The following is an 18,782-nucleotide window of genomic DNA, read 5'->3' as shown; positions in this document are numbered from 1 at the left end:
GAAGCGGGTTGATTACAAAATGAATGAGGAGGCTCTTAAGCTTCGTTGCTGGGTTTGCCTATGGTAGCCAATATACCACCGTCTACATATAAAATCTGACCGTTCACAAAATCACTGGCCTTGCTGGCCAGAAAGATGGTGGCACCGCCCAAGTCCTCTGGGTCTCCCCAACGGCCGGCCGGCGTACGTTGTATAATAAAGTCATTAAAAGGATGTCCGTCTACTCTAATGGGAGCGGTCTGATCGGTGGCAAAGTACCCCGGCCCTATGCCGTTGACCTGCACATTGTAGCGCGCCCATTCGGTGGCCAGGTTCTTGGTGAGCATTTTCAAGCCCCCTTTGGCCGCGGCGTAGGCAGAAACCGTGTCTCTACCTAATTCACTCATCATGGAGCAGATGTTGATGATTTTACCTGCTCTGCGCGCCACCATGTGCTTGCCCACGGTCTTGCTCATGATGAACGGCCCGGTCAAATCCACGTCCAGCACTTTCCGAAAATCGGCGACGGCCATCTCCAAGGCAGGTGTGCGTTGAATCATGCCTGCGTTGTTCACCAGAATGGCAATGGGACCTACTTCCTGCTCAATGCGCGCAATATTTTCAATAGCCAATTCTTCATTGGTCACGTCAAACAGATAGCCTTTGGCGTCAATCCCGTCGGCGGCGTACTGTTGCAAAGCCGTTTCCATTTTGGCGGGCGTGTTGCCATTAATCACCAAAGTGGCGCCGGCTTTTGCCAAGGCTTTGGCCATGGCCATTCCCAGTCCGTGCGTGGCACCGGTCACCAAGGCCACTTTTCCGGTTAAGTCAAATAGATGGGTCATGGCTATTTCAGGTCGGTGATGGGGAATTTGTCCATGTCGTTGTAATCCAGGTTTTCGCCGGCCATGCCCCAGATAAAGGTATAGTTAGACGTACCCGCGCCTGAGTGAATGGACCAGGGCGGAGAAAGCACTGCTTCGTTGTTTTTTACCCAGATGTGACGGGTTTCCTGCGGTTCGCCTAAGAAGTGGCACACCATCTGATCTCCTGGTAGCTCAAAGTAGAAGTAGGCCTCCATGCGACGGTCATGCGTGTGGGCCGGCATGGTGTTCCAGACGCTTCCGGTTTTTAGTTCAGTCACACCCATCTGCAACTGACAGCTTTCTACTACGGAGTTAATCAACACTTTTCTAATGGTGCGGTGGTTAGAGTTTTCCAAGGCGCCCATCTCCACGGTCTCAGCCTCAGCCAGGCTTACCTTCTTGGTAGGGTAGGTGTGGTGCGCGGGGGCAGAATTGAAGTAGAATCTAGCTTCGCCGGTTTGGGCCGGGTGAAATACCACCTCTTTCACGCCCTTTCCTATATAGAGTGCCTCTTTGGGAGCAAGGGTATAGTCTGTGCCGTCAACGGTCACGTTGGCCTCTGGGCCTACATTGATAATTCCTATTTCCCTTCTGTCCAGAAAATTCTCTGACCGAAGGTTAGGGAAAGTGTCTAGCCGCACCGACTGGCTCACTGGATGCACGCCGCCCACAATTAACCGGTCATATAATGTGTAGACCAGTTCTATGGAATCCTTTACAAACAGGTTCTCCATTAAGAAGTGCTCACGCAGTTTCTGAGTGCCGTAGGCCTTGAAGTCTTCTGGGTGAATGGCGTGCCGGGTGGTATGATTCATGGGTATATAGGAAGCGCTTAATTAATGTAATCGGTTGCGCAAATTACAAATTTATTAATGAGTTGTACCTTGATCGCACTTGGGTTGGATTAAAAATTTGCAAAGCAGTTTTCTTATCCGGGTACTAACTTAATAAAAAAATGGTAAAATAAGCCCAGATAAGGCTGTTAATTTTTAAAACTAACAAAAAACAGGCTTTTCATTTGTGAAATGATTTAAAGTTTCTTAAATATGCAATCGGTTGCGCACTTTATGCGCAAGTCGCCACGCCAAGCATTCAATTCACACCTATTAACAAAATCTTAATGTTACCTATGCAACAAGCATTACTTAAGAAGATACGGTACCTGCTCGTACTTCCATTTTTCTTTGTGGCGGTTACAGTAACCTTCGCGCAGACGGTTACCGTGAAAGGCCGCGTAACAGATGACAAGGGGGAGGGTCTAATAGGAGTGACGGTACTCCTGAAGGGGACCACCACCGCCAACTCTACAGACGTGGATGGTAATTATACTTTGAATGTTCCTAATGCCAATGGCACACTGGTGTTCTCTTACATAGGGTATGTTGCCAAAGAAGTGCCTATGGGAGGCAAGTCAGTGGTGAATGTTTCTTTGGTAAGTGACAACAGGGTAATGGATGAGGTAGTTGTCATTGGCTATGGTACCGTGACCAGAAAAGAGCTTACGGGTTCTGTGGCTTCCGTGACAGCTAAAGAATTACAAGATATACCAGTTAGCACAGCCGCAGAAGCCTTGGCAGGCCGTTTAGCCGGGGTGCAGGTGACCAGCACCGAAGGAAGGCCGGGAGCTGATATACAGATTAGGGTGCGCGGCGGAGGGTCTCTTAGCCAGGACAACTCTCCATTGTATATAGTAGACGGTATCCAGATGGAAAATGCCCTCTCTATTATCTCTCCCCAAGAAATTCAATCAGTTGACGTGTTGAAAGATGCGGCTTCTACCTCTATTTATGGTGCCCGGGGGGCCAATGGAGTTGTGATCATCACCACTAAAGGAGGCGTGGAGCAGAAAACGCAAGTGACGTACAATGGCTACGCTGGGGTTAGAAGCATCGTCAATAAGTTGGATGTCTTGAATCCTTATGATTATGTGCGGTATCAGTATGAGTCATATAATTTATACAGTAACGCCAATGAGGAGTCTCGAGCCTCTTTCCGGGATAGATTTGGCCGCTGGGAAGATTTAGAGATTTATAAGTCAATGCCAGAAGTTGATTGGCAAGAAAAAGTATTTGGCAGAGACGCTTTTAGTCAAACCCATGTGCTTGGCATAACAGGCGGTACAAAGGAAACCACCTTCAACTTTACCCTAAACCATACAGATGAAGAAGGGATTATGCTCAACTCTGGGTTTGTGCGTTCACTGGCCTCTTTTAAGTTTGACCACAAGGTAAATGATAAATTTAAAGTTGGTTTAACCACCCGTTACAGCCGTCAACGCATTGATGGGGTAGGGACGTCCAGCACGCAGTCACAGCAATCTAACAGGTTAAGAAATGCGGTAAGGTTTAGACCGTTTTTGGCCCCTGGCTTAGAAAGTGAAGTAGATGAGTTTGATCCGGCTTACTTCAACTCTACCAACCTGACTAGCCCTGTGCTTTTGGCAAACAATGAAATCAAGAACGACTACAGAAATGACATCATTGTCAACGGTTGGTTTAGCTACAACATTTTAAAGGATTTAACTTTTAAAACTGTAGTAGGCATTAATGCAGTTGATAGAAAATCAGATACTTACAGTGGCCCGGTAACTGGTTTGGCCAGAGATAACAACGCTCAGCCAGTGGTAGATCTATTTGGATCTGAGGGGCTCACGTTCACAAATTCTAATACCTTAACCTATAAGTACAAATTAAACGACGACCATAACTTTGACTTTTTGGCGGGCCATGAAGTAGTACATTCTACAGGTAACCAGAGATTCACAAGAGTGAAATGGTTGCCAGTGGATATTACGCCAGAGCAGGCGTTTTCAAGCATTGGTCAGGCAAGCCCTCCAATTGGGTTAATGCAAGATGCACCCAGTACTTCTGAATCTGGTAACAGGCTTCTCTCTTTCTTCGGGAGGGTAGGGTACAACTATAAAGGAAGGTATTTTGCCAATGTGAACATTAGACGTGATGGTTCTTCTTTGTTTGCCAGAGGTTTGCAGCATGGCATATTCCCTTCAGCTTCTTTGATGTGGAGAGTGGTTGAAGAGCCTTTCATGCAAGGTACAGAAGGCTGGTTGAGTGATATGAAACTTCGCTTAAGCTATGGTACCGTTGGAAACAATAGAATAGGTCAAGATCTGTTTAAAACCATTTTTGCCGCTAGAAGCCAGGATGGTTATGCTTATGGAGATGCGGTTACTCCGGGTTATGCATCAAATGACCTGGCTAATGCCAACCTAAAGTGGGAAACCACCATTTCTACCAATCTAGGAGCCGACTTGTCCTTCTTTAAAAACAGGTTAAACGCCTCAGTAGATGTCTACAAGAATAAAACAAAAGACCTTTTACTAAGAGCTATTGTTCCACCTACAAGTGGATACACTACGCAGATGCAGAACATTGGTGAGACCGAGAACAAAGGTCTTGAGCTTCAGTTGAATGGCGTGGTGTTTGAGAAGAATGATTTTACCTGGAATGCCAGCTTTAATATTGCCTTCAATAGAAACAAGGTGGTGAGCCTGGGCCTTGATCCTTCAGGTAACCCTAAGCAGAACGAACTTTACCAATCTGGCTGGGTGAATGCCTTAGAAGACTTTAAAGTAGAGGTAGGCAAACCAGTGGGTAACTTCTATGGCTACCAGACTGACGGTTTCTACTCTGTAGATGACTTTGTGATTGACGCTGCTACCAATACCTTCGTTTTTGATGCTCAAGGAAACTATATCCTAAAGGATGGCGTGGCTAACTCAAGCACGGTGGCGTTGGGTAACAGACAGCCAAGACCGGGTGACTTAAAATTGAAGGACCTCACAGATGACGGTAACTCTTTGATTACCTCTGCAGACAAAACAGTTCTTGGAAACGCGCAGGCTAAATTTATTGGTGGTTTTAACCAGCAGATTGCCTACAAAGGCTTTGATTTAAGCGTGTTCATGAATTTCTCTGTTGGTAACAAAGTATACAACGCCAATAAAATGGAGTTCACCACCCAATGGACCCAGCGTGACAACAACCTGTTAGGCTTTATGAAGGATCGCTTCAAGTTGTCAGACGAAAACGGCAATGCAGTGACTACTCCTAATGAGTTGAGAGCATTGAATGCGGATGCTAAATACTGGACGCCATCATTGGGCGGTTATTTCCTGCATTCCTTTGCTATTGAGGACGGCTCTTTCTTACGCATTAGCAACATTACCTTGGGTTACACTTTACCAGAAAGCCTAGTGCAGAGATTGAAGGTGTTTTCCAAGTTCAGAGTGTACGCCACTACCAACAACTTGATCACCTTGACAGGTTATGATGGGTATGATCCAGAGGCAAACACCAGAAGAGGCACCCCGCTTACCCCAAGTGTTGACTATGCTGCCTACCCACGCTCACGGTACATTTTGGGAGGTGTAAACCTTACCTTTTAATTCTAGAAGATAAAAAAATGACAAAGAGAATATATAAAACATGGGCCATGTCATTGCTCCTTGGAGGGCTTGTGGCTACGTCTTCTTGTGAAGATTATCTAGAGGTTGAAAACCCTTCTACCTTGGCGCAGGACACCATGTTTAGCAGCTTGTCTTACGCCGAAGGTGCCTTGACCGGCGTGTATAACCAATTAAGCGGAGATGATGGATATGGAAGCAGGCTATCTACACTTTATCCAAATGCCGCAGATGATTTTGTGATTTCTGGGGACTGGAACCCTGAGCAAAGAATGGGGATTGCCCACTTTGGGGTAAGCCCAGCCTACTCAGACTTGCAGAACCCTTTCATCCAATTGTATAGAGGCATTGAGCGCGCCAACATTTGCATTAAATACATTCCGCTTTCTCCTTTATACACCAGTGGGACAGTAGCAGAACAGGCTGCCATGAAAAAATTCTACGGAGAGGCGCTAACCCTGAGAGCACAATTCTACCATGAATTGATTAGAAACTGGGGCGACGTTCCTGCGCATTTTGAGCCGTCTGCAGAGGTAAAGGATTTGTACCTGGCTAAAACGGACCAGGATGAAATCTACGACAAACTGCTAGAGGATTTGAAATTAGCCGCTGAACTTGTTCCATGGATGGGAGAGTCTGGAGACCCTACTACCCGGGTGACCAAAGCTGCCGTGAAAGGCTTAAGGGCAAGGATTGCCTTAGCCCGTGGCGGATACGCCCTAAGAAGACAGACCAAGGCCGTTGAGCGCCGCGCCAACTACCTGGATTACTACAAGATTGCCCGAGATGAAACCAATGACATCATCCAGAGAAAGGAGAACAACCTGAACCCAAGCTATGAGAATGTTTTTAGAAGCTTGCATGGCAACGGAGTAGCAGATGTGACCAAGGAGCATATCTGGCAAGTGGGTGCTTTTGGCGGTAACTCTAGAACAGACACCAAGCTAGGATTTGGTAACGGACCTCGTATTGATGGTGCTAGCAAGTATGGACGCGCCAATGGTTTGACCACTGCCATCCCAACTTATTTCTATGCCTTTGACTCAATTGGAGACTCAAGGAGAGACGTTACCATTGCCTATTTTCAGGTAGATGGGACAGACAACAAAGTCCTTACAACTCCTATGTTAATGAGAGAGGGCAAGTTTAGAAAGTACTGGACTGCCATTTCTGGTGCCAACCAAACACTGGGCATTAACTGGCCGCTTATTAGGTATGCAGACGTGTTGTTAATGTTTGCTGAATCTGAAAATGAATTGAGCGGTCCTACTGGACCAGCAATAGCAGCCTTAGAGTCTATAAGAAAGAGAGCCTTCTTTGACGCTTATGAAACAGAGGCTAGAATGGGTACTATCCCAACAGACAAGTCTGGCTTCTTTAGCGCTATTGTCAAGGAGCGCTACCTGGAGTTTGGAGGGGAAGGTATCCGGAAGTATGACCTTATCCGGTGGAACCTCTTGCAGGCCAAGATTAATGAAGTAAAAGCTGAGTTGACCAGGATGAAAAACGGAACGGGTCGTTATGCTAACGTTCCAACCCACATCTTCTACAACCCTAACAAGCTTCTGGGACCAGGAGTATCTGCGCAGCAGGAAATGGCCAATTTTGATCTATTTGGAGGTGCCGCCTCTACTGACCCTCTGGGCGGCAGCGTTAACAAGGTGATGTATACGCCCGGTCCTACTACTGACCCTGCAGGTTACAGAAAAATTAATTGGAGAGCCGCAATTACAGACGCTCAGATCAACGGGGCTAATTCTGGGTTCTTTAGTCATTTTACGCCAAATCACTCTGAGCTTTTCCCAATCTATTTCGGGATCATTAACTCAAACTATAGATTAACCCAGGATTACGGTTATTAAAAAGAGGCTTCCAATAAGTCAAATACAGAAGATATGATAAACTTCAATTTCAAACTTTCCAAGTGGTTAATGCCTGCCTTGATGGTGGGCCTGCTAGGAGTAGTGGCTTGTGACCCAGAAGAGGATGAGGAACAACTGGAACTGTCCCGTATGTTTATGCCCGCTGGTGACATTCAGGCTAAAAGCGGGGAAACCAATGTTGAACTAAGCTGGAAAGCATCTATAAACACTGATCCTTCCACCACCACCTACACGGTAGAGGTGGCCAAGGATACTTTGTTTAAGACGCCAGTTGTTCTTAGTGCTCAAATTGACACGACGGCCATCACCTTCACAGACAAGCAGCTTGAGATAAAAGAGAATTATTTTGCACGGGTGAAAACCAATGCCAAAGGCAATACGCCTGAGTCTAAATGGTTGGTAAGTTCCCGTTTTAGAATTAGAGGAGAGCAGATTTTTGCTACTGTACTTACAACTGAGGTCAAAGACAAGACAGCCATTTTAAGATGGAGACCTACGGTGGGTCTTACTAAAATTATCTTAACCCCAGCTGGCGGAACCGGTACTGAGATTGTCTTAACCCCAGAGCAACTCTCTGCCAATGCCATCACCCTGACCAACCTCACGGCCACTACTGCTTATACTGCAGAGATTTTTGCCGGCACGGTTAGTAAAGGAATCACCACATTTACAACCAAAGAACCCAGCATCTATACCTATACGGTCTCTCCAGGAAGTGACTTGGTAGCAGTGGTGGCAAGTGCCGCAAACGGCGACGTAATTGGTTTAGAGGCAGGGGTGTATGACGCTTCTATCGCCAATATTCTAATCGCAGAAAAGTACATAACCCTCAGATCTGTGTCTGGCAACCCCAATGACACCAAAATCTACTTTAAGGAAATTACCTTAAAAGGAACTGGTGCAGGGGTGCGTATCAATGGGATTGAGTTTGACGGGAAGAACCCAGCCGGTGAAGTGACGGGAGATTACTTCCTCAACATTGACGCCACAGCTGGTACCTTGTCCTCTATCACCGTGGAGAACAGTAACATCCATGACCTGAAGAGTACTTTCTTAAGAGCCAACAGAGGCGCAAGCGGCGGAAGCCAGAAGATTGACTTTATCAAGGTGATTAATTCTGTGGTTTCCAAAAATGCCATCTCTAACTACCAGACCTTTATGCTTGATAAGCTAGAGTTAAACAGACTAGAGGTAACCAACTCAACTTTCAATGAAGCAGGAAGAGGATTCATTAGTTATGCAACTGCCTTTACTCCAGCTACAAAGCCTACCTTCTTTATAGACAAGGTGACGTTGAACAACTTTGGTTCTGGCGGAAGAGATAACATCCTATTTGATGGTACTTCAATAGTTGTGGACTTCACTATGCAGAATAGCATTATTGCCAACTCGCCTAAGCCAGGTCAAACAGTTGGGGCAAGTGCCATCAGAGCAGGGGCAGGCTCAACGGTTGAGTTCAAATACAACAATTATTTCAAGTTAGAAGGTGGTGCCATTTTAGCCCCATTGACTTTCTCGTCAATAGTGACGCAATCCAACAACAAAACCATTGACTTGGGTTGGACGGCCGCTACTACGGACTTCACGCTTCCGGCTGGTTCTGAGTTGAGAACTTCAGGCATTGGCGGAACGGCCCTTGGCGACCCGCGCTGGGTGAAGTAGTAGCCAAATAGTGTAAATGAATGAATAAAGAAGAAGGCTGGGGTATGGGTATTCGTTGCCTTTCCCATACCCCTCCTGATTCTGATAAAAAATGGTCGAGCTGACTTTTTTTGAGTGGCTTATCCTAACCAAAGATTTTTCGTTTTTAGCCAGATTTCCAGAAAACAAGCCAAAAACAAACCCGAAATTCTGCTCTTCAAAAGGAGCGATTCCCCCTTACCAAACCATTTGAAATGACGAGTAGCGTAAAGAAATGGATAAACGGAGTGCTAGCGGTTTTGCTTCTCCTGAACTTGAGTTGTGCCTCTACCCAAGGCGTACCTTTTCTATCCAATGAGTTCCCCCAATCCTTTACCGTAACTGTTTCCAACCCCCTCAACCGTGACCGCGAAAGCGTGCTGGTGCTCTTGCCAGAAACCGACCTTTTGCGCATGCATTCTTCCTTCAACAAACAGGCATTTGTAGTCCTAAACGGCACTACAGAGATAGCCAGCCAATACAACGCCAAAGACACCTTCAACAAAGGCCTAGCCTTGGTTCTGGACAACATGAAAGCCGGTGAAAAACGCCAGCTCACCATCCGGTACAATGCCACCGGCACCAACAAGCGCACCTACACCAAACGCACCCAGGCCGAGCTTTCCAAAAAAGTAGGCGGACACTTTGAGAACCGAAAATACATTGGCGGCACCTTCCAAAACATAGACTCTTTGCGCGTCCCCGATGAGGTAACCGACCACTCCTATTTCCTGCGCTATGAAGGCCCGGGCTGGGAGTCTGACAAAGTAGGCTACCGCTTTTACCTGGACTGGCGCAATGGGGTGGACGTGTTCGGGAAGAAAACGGCTGACATGGTCTTGCAAGATGTAGGTCTGGATGGATATGATTCTTACCACACGGCCCAACCGTGGGGCATGGATATCTTGAAAGTAGGCAAGACTTTGGGGGTAGGCTCTTTGGCCATCTTTGACAACGAACAAGCGGTACGCGTAGAGAAAACCGACAGTACCTACAGTAAAATCACGCAGAACGGAGACGTTTATTCTTCCATCTTAACAGACTACTACGGTTGGCGGGTGGCAGGGCAGAATCTCAATGTACACTCTCAACTCAGCATACACGCCGGCACCAGGCTCACTCACCACCAGATGCGCATTGAAAACGGCCAGCCCCAGAACATTGCCACCGGCTTAATAAAGGACAAAAACGCAAAGCTTATCACTACTAACAAGGGGGAGGCCGGCAAGCATTATGGGTACATTGCCACCTACGGCAAGCAAAGCCTGAACACGCCCCCAGACAACGTAGGCATTGCCGTGTTCTTTAAACCGCAGGATTTGATCTCCATTACAGAAGATCCATTGAACCACTTAGTGCTATTAAAACCAAGCAACGGGCAGGCTGAATACTACTTTCTGGCGGCCTGGGAGCTGGAGCAGAACGGCATAAAAACCGAAGCAGAGTTCCTGAAATATATAGAACGTGTGGCTGAAGAATTGGCGAACCCGGCACAGGTGAAAATTTCAAAATAACAGTACCCTTGCTGATGTCGTTTTTGGCCTGTTTTCCAGAAAATAACCCCAAAGCGAGGGTCAACTAAAGCAGGAGATTTACTTTAAACTCACGTAGGACGCGGGATTTCATTACCGGCTATTCCCGCCTCTTCACTATCAAATAACAAATGAAAGTACCACATACCCTTACCAAACTTTCCCTGCTGGGACTTGCCTTCCAAATGGTCTCCTTTTCAGGGTGCGCTCAGAAATCAGCTTCAGGGGGAGTCACCTCTGCCAGTGCGTTGCCGGTAGAAACCGGACAGGCGCTGGCCTTCCCGGGAGCCGAAGGATTTGGCAAGCACACCACCGGCGGACGGGGCGGTCAAGTGGTAGTGGTAACTAATTTAAATGACAACGGCCCCGGCAGTTTACGGGAAGCCATCAGAAAGAAGGGACCCCGCATCATCGTCTTCGCCGTGTCTGGTAACATTGAGCTAGAGGCTCCGCTGGACATCAACAACGGGGACCTGACCATTGCCGGCCAGTCGGCGCCTGGAGATGGTATCTGTCTTAAAAATTACCAGGTCAGCATCAAGGCAGACAACGTGATAGTGCGGTACCTTCGGTTTAGGCTAGGCGACAAGGCAGGCCAGCAGGCAGACGCATTTGGCGCCAACAAAGGCAACAGCAACATCATCATTGACCACTGCTCCATGAGCTGGGCCACTGATGAAAGCGCCTCTTTTTACCGCAACAAGAACTTTACCCTGCAGTGGAGCATCATCTCAGAAAGCCTGAACCAGTCTGTGCACGCCAAGGGAGACCACGGCTACGGCGGGATCTGGGGCGGCATGGGCGCTAGCTTCCATCACAATTTATTGGCTAGTCACAACAGCAGAATGCCACGCTTCAGCGGGTCCAGCACTACGCCCAACTCACCAGAAGAACTGGTAGACTTTAGCAACAACGTGGTCTACAACTGGGGCCAGAACAATACCTATGGCGGCGAGAAAGGCCGTTACAACATGGTCAACAATTACTACAAGGCCGGACCAGCCACGGTTTCTTCCAAGAAGGATAGAATCGTGAACCCGTCTCAGCCCTACGGCCAGTTTTACGTGGCCGGTAATTACGTTGACGGTTTTCCGGCCATCTCAAAAGACAACTGGGCCGGGGGCGTCCAGGCAGATCATCCTGACTCGGCTAAAGTAAGCAAAGCCTTCGTGGTAAATTCTATAAAGGTGCAAGCTCCGCAGGCGGCCTTTGAGGCAGTCTTGGCTAGCGCGGGTGCCAGTCACAAGCGTGACGCCGTAGATGCGCGGTTGGTGCAGGAAGTGAAAACCGGAACCTCTGCCAACGGCAAGAAAAAGAACGGCATCATTGACACGCCGCAAGAGGCAGGCGGCTACCCAGTTTTAAAATCGGCGCCTACCCCCGAGGATAATGACCTGGATGGCATGCCGGACGCCTGGGAAACACAGCACAAACTGAACCCGGCCAGCGCGGCAGATGCAACGGCATTCACCCTGCACAAGCAATATTCCAACATTGAGGTGTATTTGAACAGTTTGGTAAAGTAGGAGGGAGATAAGGATGAAGTGGATAGCGGTTTTGGTTGTATTTTTTTCGGGGTTTCTGGCGCAGGCGCAGCACAAAAAGCTGGTGGTGGCGCAGGACGGCTCTGGTGATTACACGACTATTCAGACCGCGGTAGACGCCATTCCCGCCTTCCCGCAAGACCGCATAGAAATCCATATCAAGAACGGTACCTATAAAGAGAAAATAGTTGTGCCTTCCTGGAAGACCAAGGTGTCGTTTATTGGCGAAGACCGGGAGAAGACCATAATCGACTGGAATGATTACTCAGGGAAAGGCGACATCAATACCTTCACCTCTTACACGGTGCTAGTGCAGGGCAACGAGTTCAGAGCCGAGAACATCACCTTCCTAAACAGTGCGGGCCCGGTAGGGCAGGCGGTGGCCCTGCATGTGGAGGCCGACCGGTGCGTGTTCACCAACTGCCGCATCATAGGTGACCAGGACACGCTGTACGCGGGGGTAGACAACAGCCGTCAATACTACAAAGACTGCTACATAGAAGGCACCACAGATTTTATCTTCGGGCCGGCCACGGCGTTTTTTGAGAACTGCATCATTCATTGCAAGAAGAACTCCTACATCACGGCCGCTTCTACGCCGCAGGGGCAACCCTTTGGCTATGTGTTCAAGAACTGCACCGTCACCGCCTCAGAAGTGGCAACCAAAGTATACCTTGGCAGACCCTGGCGGCCTTTTGCGCAGACGGTGTTTTTGAATTCCACCCTAGGCGCTTTCATTCGGCCCGAAGGCTGGCACAATTGGAGCAAACCAGACGCCGAGAAGACCACCTTTTACGCGGAATACAAATCCAAGGGACCAGGCGCCGCCCCTGAAAAAAGAGTGGCTTGGTCTAGACAACTAAAAAGAAAAGAAGCCAAAAAACTGTCCAAGCCCGAAGTAGTGTTGGCTGGCAAAGACAACTGGAATCCAACCAAGCCTTAACCCGTTTTTGGCCTAATTTTCAGAAAACAGGCCAAAAACGATAGACCAACCGAGCATCCATTAAGAGGTGCATTTGACTAGAAGACGATGACAAGATATATGAAAAAGCGTACCCTGTTTTCCCTCCCTTTGTTACTAGCACTGTTGTTCACGGCCTGTAAATCAGGACAACCTTCAGTGCAAGGCACAGCGGTGACCGCTCCGAACGGCAAAACATATTCCATCTGGATGGCAAATTCTGAAATGAAGCGGAGCCCTGAAGGCTGGATGATTGACTTTAGAAAAGAGCCGAAATGGGACTACACGCAAGGCCTTTTTGCCAGCGCCCTGGAGCGGGTCTGGAAGCGTACCGGAGACCAGAAGTACCTGACCTACATCAAGGCCTTCGCCGATACTATGATTACCGCAGACGGTAAAATCAAAACCTATAAAAAGATCGACTACAACATTGACCGCGTGAACCCCGGCAAGTTCTTAATGGCGCTGTACCAGGAAACCGGTCAGCAGAAATACAAGATTGCCCTGGATGAACTACGTGACCAAATGCGCACGCATCCCAGAACCTCTGAAGGCGGTTTCTGGCACAAGAAAATCTACCCGCACCAAATGTGGCTGGACGGCTTGTACATGGCCTCGCCGTTCCTGACGCAATACGCCGCCGCTTATATGGAGCCGGCTATCTATGACGATGTGGCCTTGCAAATCATCCTCATGGACAAACATGCTTATGTGCAAGAGAAAAACCTGTTCTACCACGGTTGGGATGAAAAGCGCGAGCAACCGTGGGCCGATAAACAAACGGGCCTTTCACCGAACGTCTGGGGACGCGCCATGGGCTGGTACGCCATGGCCTTGGTAGACGTGCTTGACAACTTCCCGCAGGACCATCCTAAGCGCCCAGAAATCCTGAAAATCACGCAGAAAATGGCCAGCTCCATTGCGCAATACCAAGACCCGGCCACTGGACTTTGGTGGCAGGTAGTGGACCAGGCCGGCAGAGAAGGTAACTACTTAGAGGGCTCGGCCTCCAGCATGTTCACGTATTTTCTGGTTAAAGCGGTAAAGAAGGGTCACATAGACAAAAAGTACCTGCAGAACGCCAAGAACGGCTACAAAGGCTTACTCAACAACCTTATCAAGGAAAACCCAGACGGTACCATCAGTATTACACAGGTATGCGCGGTGGCAGGTCTAGGCGGCACGCCGTACCGCTCGGGTTCTTATGAATATTACATTCATGAGGAGAAGCGCGACAATGACCCGAAGGCGGTGTCGCCGTTCATTATGGCCTCTCTGGAGTTTGAGGAATTGAACCAACAGGCCGCCAAATGATACTGAGAATGGAGTTCAAGAAGATTCTGGTACTGCTCATTCTGCTAGGTATACTCATTGCCCAGGCCCGCGCGCAGTCCTATGATTTTGTGGTGGCCCATGACGGGTCTGGTCAGTTTAAGACCGTGCAGGAAGCCATCAACGCCGTGCCAGACTTCCGGAAGAACCCCACCACCATTTACATCAAAAACGGCGTTTACAAAGAGAAGATTACGGTGGCTCCCTCTAAGACCGGCGTGCGATTGGTAGGACAGGACGTGCAAAAAACCATTCTCACCCATGATGACTTTGCCAGCAAGAAAAACCGCTTTGGCGAGGAGATGGGTACCACGGGTTCTACCAGTTTCTATGTCTTCGGGGACGAGTTCAAGGCGGAAAACATCACCTTTGAGAACAGCGCCGGGCCAGTAGGGCAGGCCGTAGCCGTTCGCGTGGACGGCGACAAGGTCATGTTTCAGAACTGCCGCTTCTTAGGCTTTCAAGACACGCTCTACCCGCATGGCGAGAAGAGCCGCCAGTACTACAAAGACTGCTACATTGAAGGCACCACAGATTTCATCTTCGGGTGGTCTACGGCCGTGTTTGAAAATTGCGAAATCTACAGCAAGAAAGGGGGCAACTACGTAACAGCCGCCTCTACCAGTGAAGGCCAGCCCTACGGCTTTGTCTTCTTGAACTGTCGGCTCACGGGAGATGCTCCTGAGAAATCATATTATTTGGGCCGTCCCTGGAGACCCTTCGCGAAAACGGTTTTTTTGAACACCTACCTTGGCAAGCACATCAACCCCGCTGGTTGGCACAACTGGAATAAACCCGAGGCTGAACAGCAGGTGCTGTACGCGGAGTACAACTCTAAAGGACCGGGCGCCAACCCAAAAGCCAGGGTGAAATGGTCTAAGCAATTGACCGCGATAGAAGCACAGGAATATACCTTGAAAAAAATCTTCGGAGATTGGGACCCACTCGCTGAAAAGCCTGCCCCACCCGCCGGAAAGTAAAACAGCATGACGGCGTACTCCGTTTTTGGCCTCTTTTCAAGAAACTAGGCTAAAAACGAATAAAACTCCCCTAAACAACAAACCCATGAAAAAGTCTATTCTATACATCCTTCCACTAGCCGCCATGTTAATGACAGGGATAGACACGCAGGCACAACAACTGGCGTTCCCGGGGGCAGAAGGCTTTGGCCGATTCACTACCGGCGGCAGGGGAGGCGTGGTCTATGAGGTGACCAACCTGAACGACTCAGGCGTTGGGAGTTTTAGGGCGGCGGTATTGGCGTCTGGGGCAAGAACCATTGTCTTTAGAGTAAGCGGCACCATCAAACTTTTAACACCGCTTACCATTAAAAACGGCAACCTGACCATTGCCGGCCAAACCGCGCCCGGCGATGGCATCTGCATCAGCAACCAAACGGTGCAGGTAGACGCAGACAACATCATCATTCGGTATATGCGCTTCAGGCTGGGAGATGAGGCCAAGGTAGACAATGACGCCATCTGGGGACGCAACCGCCAGAACATCATCCTAGACCATTGCACCATGAGCTGGTCTGTAGATGAAATCGCCAGTTTCTACCTGAACAAGAATTTCACCATGCAATGGTGCTTGTTGAGCGAAAGCCTTTTCCGGTCAGTACATGACAAAGGCGATCATGGCTACGGCGGCATCTGGGGCGGAGACCATGCCACCTTTCATCATAACTTATTGGCCCACCATACCAGCCGAAACCCGCGGTTCAACGGCGGGGGGCGCTCAGGCATCAGCGGAGGAACCTACCCCAATGAGCACATGGACTTCCGAAACAACGTCATCTATAATTGGGGCGGCAACAGTGCATACGGAGGAGAGAACGGCAAGTACAACATGGTCAATAACTACTACAAGCCAGGGCCAGCCACGTCTAGTAGTAGAACCAAGCGCATTGTAGAAGTATCCTATGAGTCTGACCCACAATACGGAGCCGGTCACGGTACCTTTTACATTGCCGGTAATTACGTGCACAACAATCCCACCGTCACGGCAGACAACTGGGCGGGCGGCGTAGACTATAACAGCGCCGTTCCAGTAGCAAAGCGGCCCAACGTACGGTTGCAGGCTCCCATTGACTACCACATTGCCACAGACCATACCGCGGTGCAAGCCTATGAGGCCGTTTTGGCACAGGTGGGCGCCAGCCTGAAGCGCGATGCCGTGGACGCCAGAATCATCAATGAAGTGCGCACCGGCACTGCCACCTACGGGGGAGCGTACGGCGCCGCCAAGGGCATCATTGACACCCAAGCCTCGGTAGGCGGGTGGCCCTCTTTAGAGTCTCTGCCTGCCCCCACCGATACCGACAAAGACGGCATGCCTGACACCTGGGAGACGCAACAAGGCCTGAACCCGAACAACGCCGAGGACCGCAACGCAGACGCAGACAACGACGGTTACACTAACCTGGAGGAATACCTCAACAGCATGACCACAGCCGTAGTGACTGGCTCAAGAGAAGAAGTAGACGCCTTTGAGAACCGTGTCTATCCTAATCCTTTTTCAGAAAGCACGGCCTTCACCTTTACCTCTCCTCAAAAAGCACCGGTAGTATTGACTATCTCAGATTTGGCTGGGAAGAAAATCACCACGGTATTGAATGAAACCCTGTCAGCCGGCGCGCATCAGGTGGAATGGGACGGAACGGATGCCCAAGGCAGAAAACTGAGTGCCGGTATGTATTTGTATTCGCTCCAGATTGGCAAGGAGCGCGTAGTCAAGCGATTGGCCATTGTAAGAAAATGAAAAACTTAAACCATTTTTTGGCCTGATTTCCAGAAAACAGGCTAAAAATGGAAGCTGGGCAGACTGGGAAGTTTCTTTAGATACATCAGTAGAAAATGCTGGCATCTGAAAGAAAGGATTTTACCAAAAAACAATATGCGCACCTATTACCATCCCCTAATAGCATTGCTTTTATTGGTTTCCTGTCAAGCAGAGAAAACCTCGGCTCCAACGGCTTCTGCTCCTACAGTTCTGCCAACAGAAACTTCCAAAGTATGGGTTTCAGATATGGGCAACGGCCGGTACCAGAACCCGGTGCTAGACGCTGATTATTCTGATCCGGACGTGTGCCGCGTGGGCGATGATTATTACATGACTTCGTCCAGTTTCAATGCCATTCCGGGTTTGCAGATTTTGCATTCCAAGGATCTCGTGAACTGGCAAATTATTGGGTACGCCCTAGACCGTCTTCCACCGTTTGAGCATTTTGCCAAACCCCAGCACGGCAACGGTGTTTGGGCACCATCCATCCGGTACCACAAAGGCGAGTTCTACATCTATTGGGGCGACCCTGACTTCGGGGTGTACATGGTCAAGACCAAGAACCCGGCGGGCAGATGGGAAGAGCCTGTACTGGTGATGCCGGGCAAAGGCCTGATAGATGCGTGTCCGTTGTGGGATGAAGATGGTCAAGCGTATTTGGTGCATGGCTGGGCAGGAAGTAGGGCCGGCATCAAGAGTGTGCTCACCGTCAACCGCATGAACCCAGAAGGCACTAAGGTCCTAGACGAGGGCGTAATGGTCTTTGACGGCCATGACAATCACCCAACCGTGGAAGGTCCTAAGTTCTATAAGCGGAACGGCTATTACTATATCTTCGCGCCGGCGGGCGGCGTGGCCACGGGCTGGCAACTGGTCTTGCGTTCTAAGAACATCTATGGCCCTTTTGAGGAGAAGATTGTTATGGACCAAGGCAAATCACCTATCAATGGTCCGCACCAGGGCGCGTGGGTAGACACCAAATCTGGTGAGGACTGGTTTCTGCATTTCCAGGACAAAGAAGCTTATGGGCGTGTGATGCACCTGCAGCCTATGAAATGGGTAAACGACTGGCCGGTGATTGGCGAAGACCCTGACGGCGACGGAAAAGGCCAGCCGGTCCTTACCTACCAAAAACCGAACGTGGGGAAAAACCAACCCGTCATGACGCCAGCCGAGTCGGATGAGTTTAACGGCCACCAACTGGGCCTGCAATGGCAATGGCACGCCAACCCCAAAACTACCTGGGCATTCCCTACTAACCGGGGTTTTCTGCGCCTGTTCACAGACCAAATGCCCGAGGGCGGCAAGAACCTTTGGGACGTACCCAACCTGCTGTTGCAGAAGTTTCCGGGAGAGGCATTCACGGTGACCACCAAAGTTAAATTCACGCCAAATGCCAAGTTGCAGAACGAGCGGACCGGCTTGGTGACCATGGGTGCCGATTATGCGCACCTATCCTTGGTGAGCCAGAAAGACGGACTGTATTTGACGTACAACACCGCGCAAAAAGCCGACAAAGGCACCCGTGAGAAAGAGCAGAACTTAGGCAAAATCAACGGGCAGGAAGTATACCTGCAAGTGAAGGTGAGCAAAGGCGCGCAATGCCGTTTCAGCTACAGCCAGGACGGGCAAAACTTTAAAGAAGTAGGAGAGACTTTTACGGCCGTGCCCGGTCGTTGGATAGGGGCTAAGGTGGGCATTTTTGCGCTTAGACAAGACAAAACCAATGATTCTGGCTACGCCGATTTTGATTGGTTCAGGATTACTAAATAGCATCCGTTTTTGACCTCTTTTCCAGAAA

The 18,782-nt window shown here is 49.3% G+C and carries 12 protein-coding genes; 10 read left to right on the top strand and 2 right to left on the bottom strand.

The genetic code is table 11. From position 1 onward, the window contains the following. Positions 1 to 35 precede the first annotated feature (35 nt). Both ABD880_RS05215 and kduI read right to left on the bottom strand, forming a co-directional pair. A complete protein-coding gene (locus ABD880_RS05215; RefSeq protein ID WP_345163115.1) occupies positions 36 to 824 on the bottom strand; it encodes a gluconate 5-dehydrogenase in 789 nt (262 codons plus the stop codon). Positions 825 to 826: 2 nt separating this feature from the next. Further along, positions 827 to 1,660, bottom strand: a complete 834-nt coding sequence (gene kduI / locus ABD880_RS05210; protein ID WP_345163112.1) for a 5-dehydro-4-deoxy-D-glucuronate isomerase — start codon at positions 1,658 to 1,660, stop codon at positions 827 to 829. Positions 1,661 to 1,974: 314 nt separating this feature from the next. Between kduI and ABD880_RS05205 the strand changes: the two genes are divergently transcribed. The 10 genes from ABD880_RS05205 (at position 1,975) to ABD880_RS05160 (ending at position 18,754) form a co-directional block, all read left to right on the top strand. Then, positions 1,975 to 5,250 (top strand): SusC/RagA family TonB-linked outer membrane protein, encoded by a 3,276-nt coding sequence (locus ABD880_RS05205; RefSeq protein ID WP_345163110.1) that lies wholly within the window; start codon positions 1,975 to 1,977, stop codon positions 5,248 to 5,250. 47 nt (positions 5,251 to 5,297) lie between these two features. Next, positions 5,298 to 7,130, top strand: a complete 1,833-nt coding sequence (locus ABD880_RS05200; RefSeq protein WP_345163108.1) for a RagB/SusD family nutrient uptake outer membrane protein — start codon at positions 5,298 to 5,300, stop codon at positions 7,128 to 7,130. 33 nt (positions 7,131 to 7,163) lie between these two features. Beyond that, positions 7,164 to 8,813 carry a DUF4957 domain-containing protein gene (locus ABD880_RS05195; RefSeq protein WP_345163105.1) on the top strand — a complete coding sequence of 550 codons (1,650 nt, stop codon included), beginning with the start codon at positions 7,164 to 7,166 and terminating at the stop codon, positions 8,811 to 8,813. A 233-nt stretch (positions 8,814 to 9,046) separates the two neighbouring features. After that, positions 9,047 to 10,345: a DUF4861 domain-containing protein gene (locus ABD880_RS05190; protein ID WP_345163102.1), complete on the top strand. Its 1,299-nt coding sequence runs from the start codon at positions 9,047 to 9,049 to the stop codon at positions 10,343 to 10,345. Between the two features lie 149 nt (positions 10,346 to 10,494). After that, positions 10,495 to 11,889 (top strand): pectate lyase family protein, encoded by a 1,395-nt coding sequence (locus ABD880_RS05185; RefSeq protein WP_345163099.1) that lies wholly within the window; start codon positions 10,495 to 10,497, stop codon positions 11,887 to 11,889. A 13-nt stretch (positions 11,890 to 11,902) separates the two neighbouring features. Then, positions 11,903 to 12,850 (top strand): pectinesterase family protein, encoded by a 948-nt coding sequence (locus tag ABD880_RS05180; protein ID WP_345163096.1) that lies wholly within the window; start codon positions 11,903 to 11,905, stop codon positions 12,848 to 12,850. Positions 12,851 to 12,949: 99 nt separating this feature from the next. Further along, positions 12,950 to 14,182, top strand: coding sequence for a glycoside hydrolase family 88/105 protein (locus ABD880_RS05175; RefSeq protein ID WP_345163093.1), 1,233 nt, complete (start codon positions 12,950 to 12,952; stop codon positions 14,180 to 14,182). Then, positions 14,179 to 15,180, top strand: coding sequence for a pectinesterase family protein (locus ABD880_RS05170; protein WP_345163090.1), 1,002 nt, complete (start codon positions 14,179 to 14,181; stop codon positions 15,178 to 15,180). The genes ABD880_RS05175 and ABD880_RS05170 overlap by 4 nt, the downstream gene beginning before the upstream one ends. Positions 15,181 to 15,265: 85 nt before the next feature. Next, positions 15,266 to 16,960 (top strand): pectate lyase family protein, encoded by a 1,695-nt coding sequence (locus ABD880_RS05165; RefSeq protein WP_345163087.1) that lies wholly within the window; start codon positions 15,266 to 15,268, stop codon positions 16,958 to 16,960. A 135-nt stretch (positions 16,961 to 17,095) separates the two neighbouring features. Next, the gene (locus tag ABD880_RS05160) at positions 17,096 to 18,754 is read left to right on the top strand and encodes a glycoside hydrolase family 43 protein (protein ID WP_425575821.1); all 1,659 of its coding nucleotides are present in this window, start codon (positions 17,096 to 17,098) and stop codon (positions 18,752 to 18,754) included. Positions 18,755 to 18,782 lie beyond the last annotated feature (28 nt).

Source organism: Nibribacter koreensis, from assembly GCF_039541795.1.
In the GTDB taxonomy this organism is placed as follows: Bacteria; Bacteroidota; Bacteroidia; order Cytophagales; family Hymenobacteraceae; genus Nibribacter; species Nibribacter koreensis.
This window is presented reverse-complemented; position numbering and strand designations above follow the sequence as displayed.

Excerpts from the sequence above, each read along its gene's own strand:
- ABD880_RS05175 (WP_345163093.1), top strand. The coding sequence starts at position 12,950 with ATGAAAAAGCGTACCCTGTTTTCCCTCCCTTTGTTACTAGCACTGTTG.
- ABD880_RS05165 (WP_345163087.1), top strand. The coding sequence starts at position 15,266 with ATGAAAAAGTCTATTCTATACATCCTTCCACTAGCCGCCATGTTAATG.
- ABD880_RS05160 (WP_425575821.1), top strand. The coding sequence starts at position 17,096 with ATGCGCACCTATTACCATCCCCTAATAGCATTGCTTTTATTGGTTTCC.
- ABD880_RS05195 (WP_345163105.1), top strand. The coding sequence starts at position 7,164 with ATGATAAACTTCAATTTCAAACTTTCCAAGTGGTTAATGCCTGCCTTG.
- kduI (WP_345163112.1), bottom strand. The coding sequence starts at position 1,660 with ATGAATCATACCACCCGGCACGCCATTCACCCAGAAGACTTCAAGGCC.
- ABD880_RS05170 (WP_345163090.1), top strand. The coding sequence starts at position 14,179 with ATGATACTGAGAATGGAGTTCAAGAAGATTCTGGTACTGCTCATTCTG.
- ABD880_RS05205 (WP_345163110.1), top strand. The coding sequence starts at position 1,975 with ATGCAACAAGCATTACTTAAGAAGATACGGTACCTGCTCGTACTTCCA.
- ABD880_RS05190 (WP_345163102.1), top strand. The coding sequence starts at position 9,047 with ATGACGAGTAGCGTAAAGAAATGGATAAACGGAGTGCTAGCGGTTTTG.
- ABD880_RS05200 (WP_345163108.1), top strand. The coding sequence starts at position 5,298 with ATGTCATTGCTCCTTGGAGGGCTTGTGGCTACGTCTTCTTGTGAAGAT.
- ABD880_RS05215 (WP_345163115.1), bottom strand. The coding sequence starts at position 824 with ATGACCCATCTATTTGACTTAACCGGAAAAGTGGCCTTGGTGACCGGT.
- ABD880_RS05185 (WP_345163099.1), top strand. The coding sequence starts at position 10,495 with ATGAAAGTACCACATACCCTTACCAAACTTTCCCTGCTGGGACTTGCC.
- ABD880_RS05180 (WP_345163096.1), top strand. The coding sequence starts at position 11,903 with ATGAAGTGGATAGCGGTTTTGGTTGTATTTTTTTCGGGGTTTCTGGCG.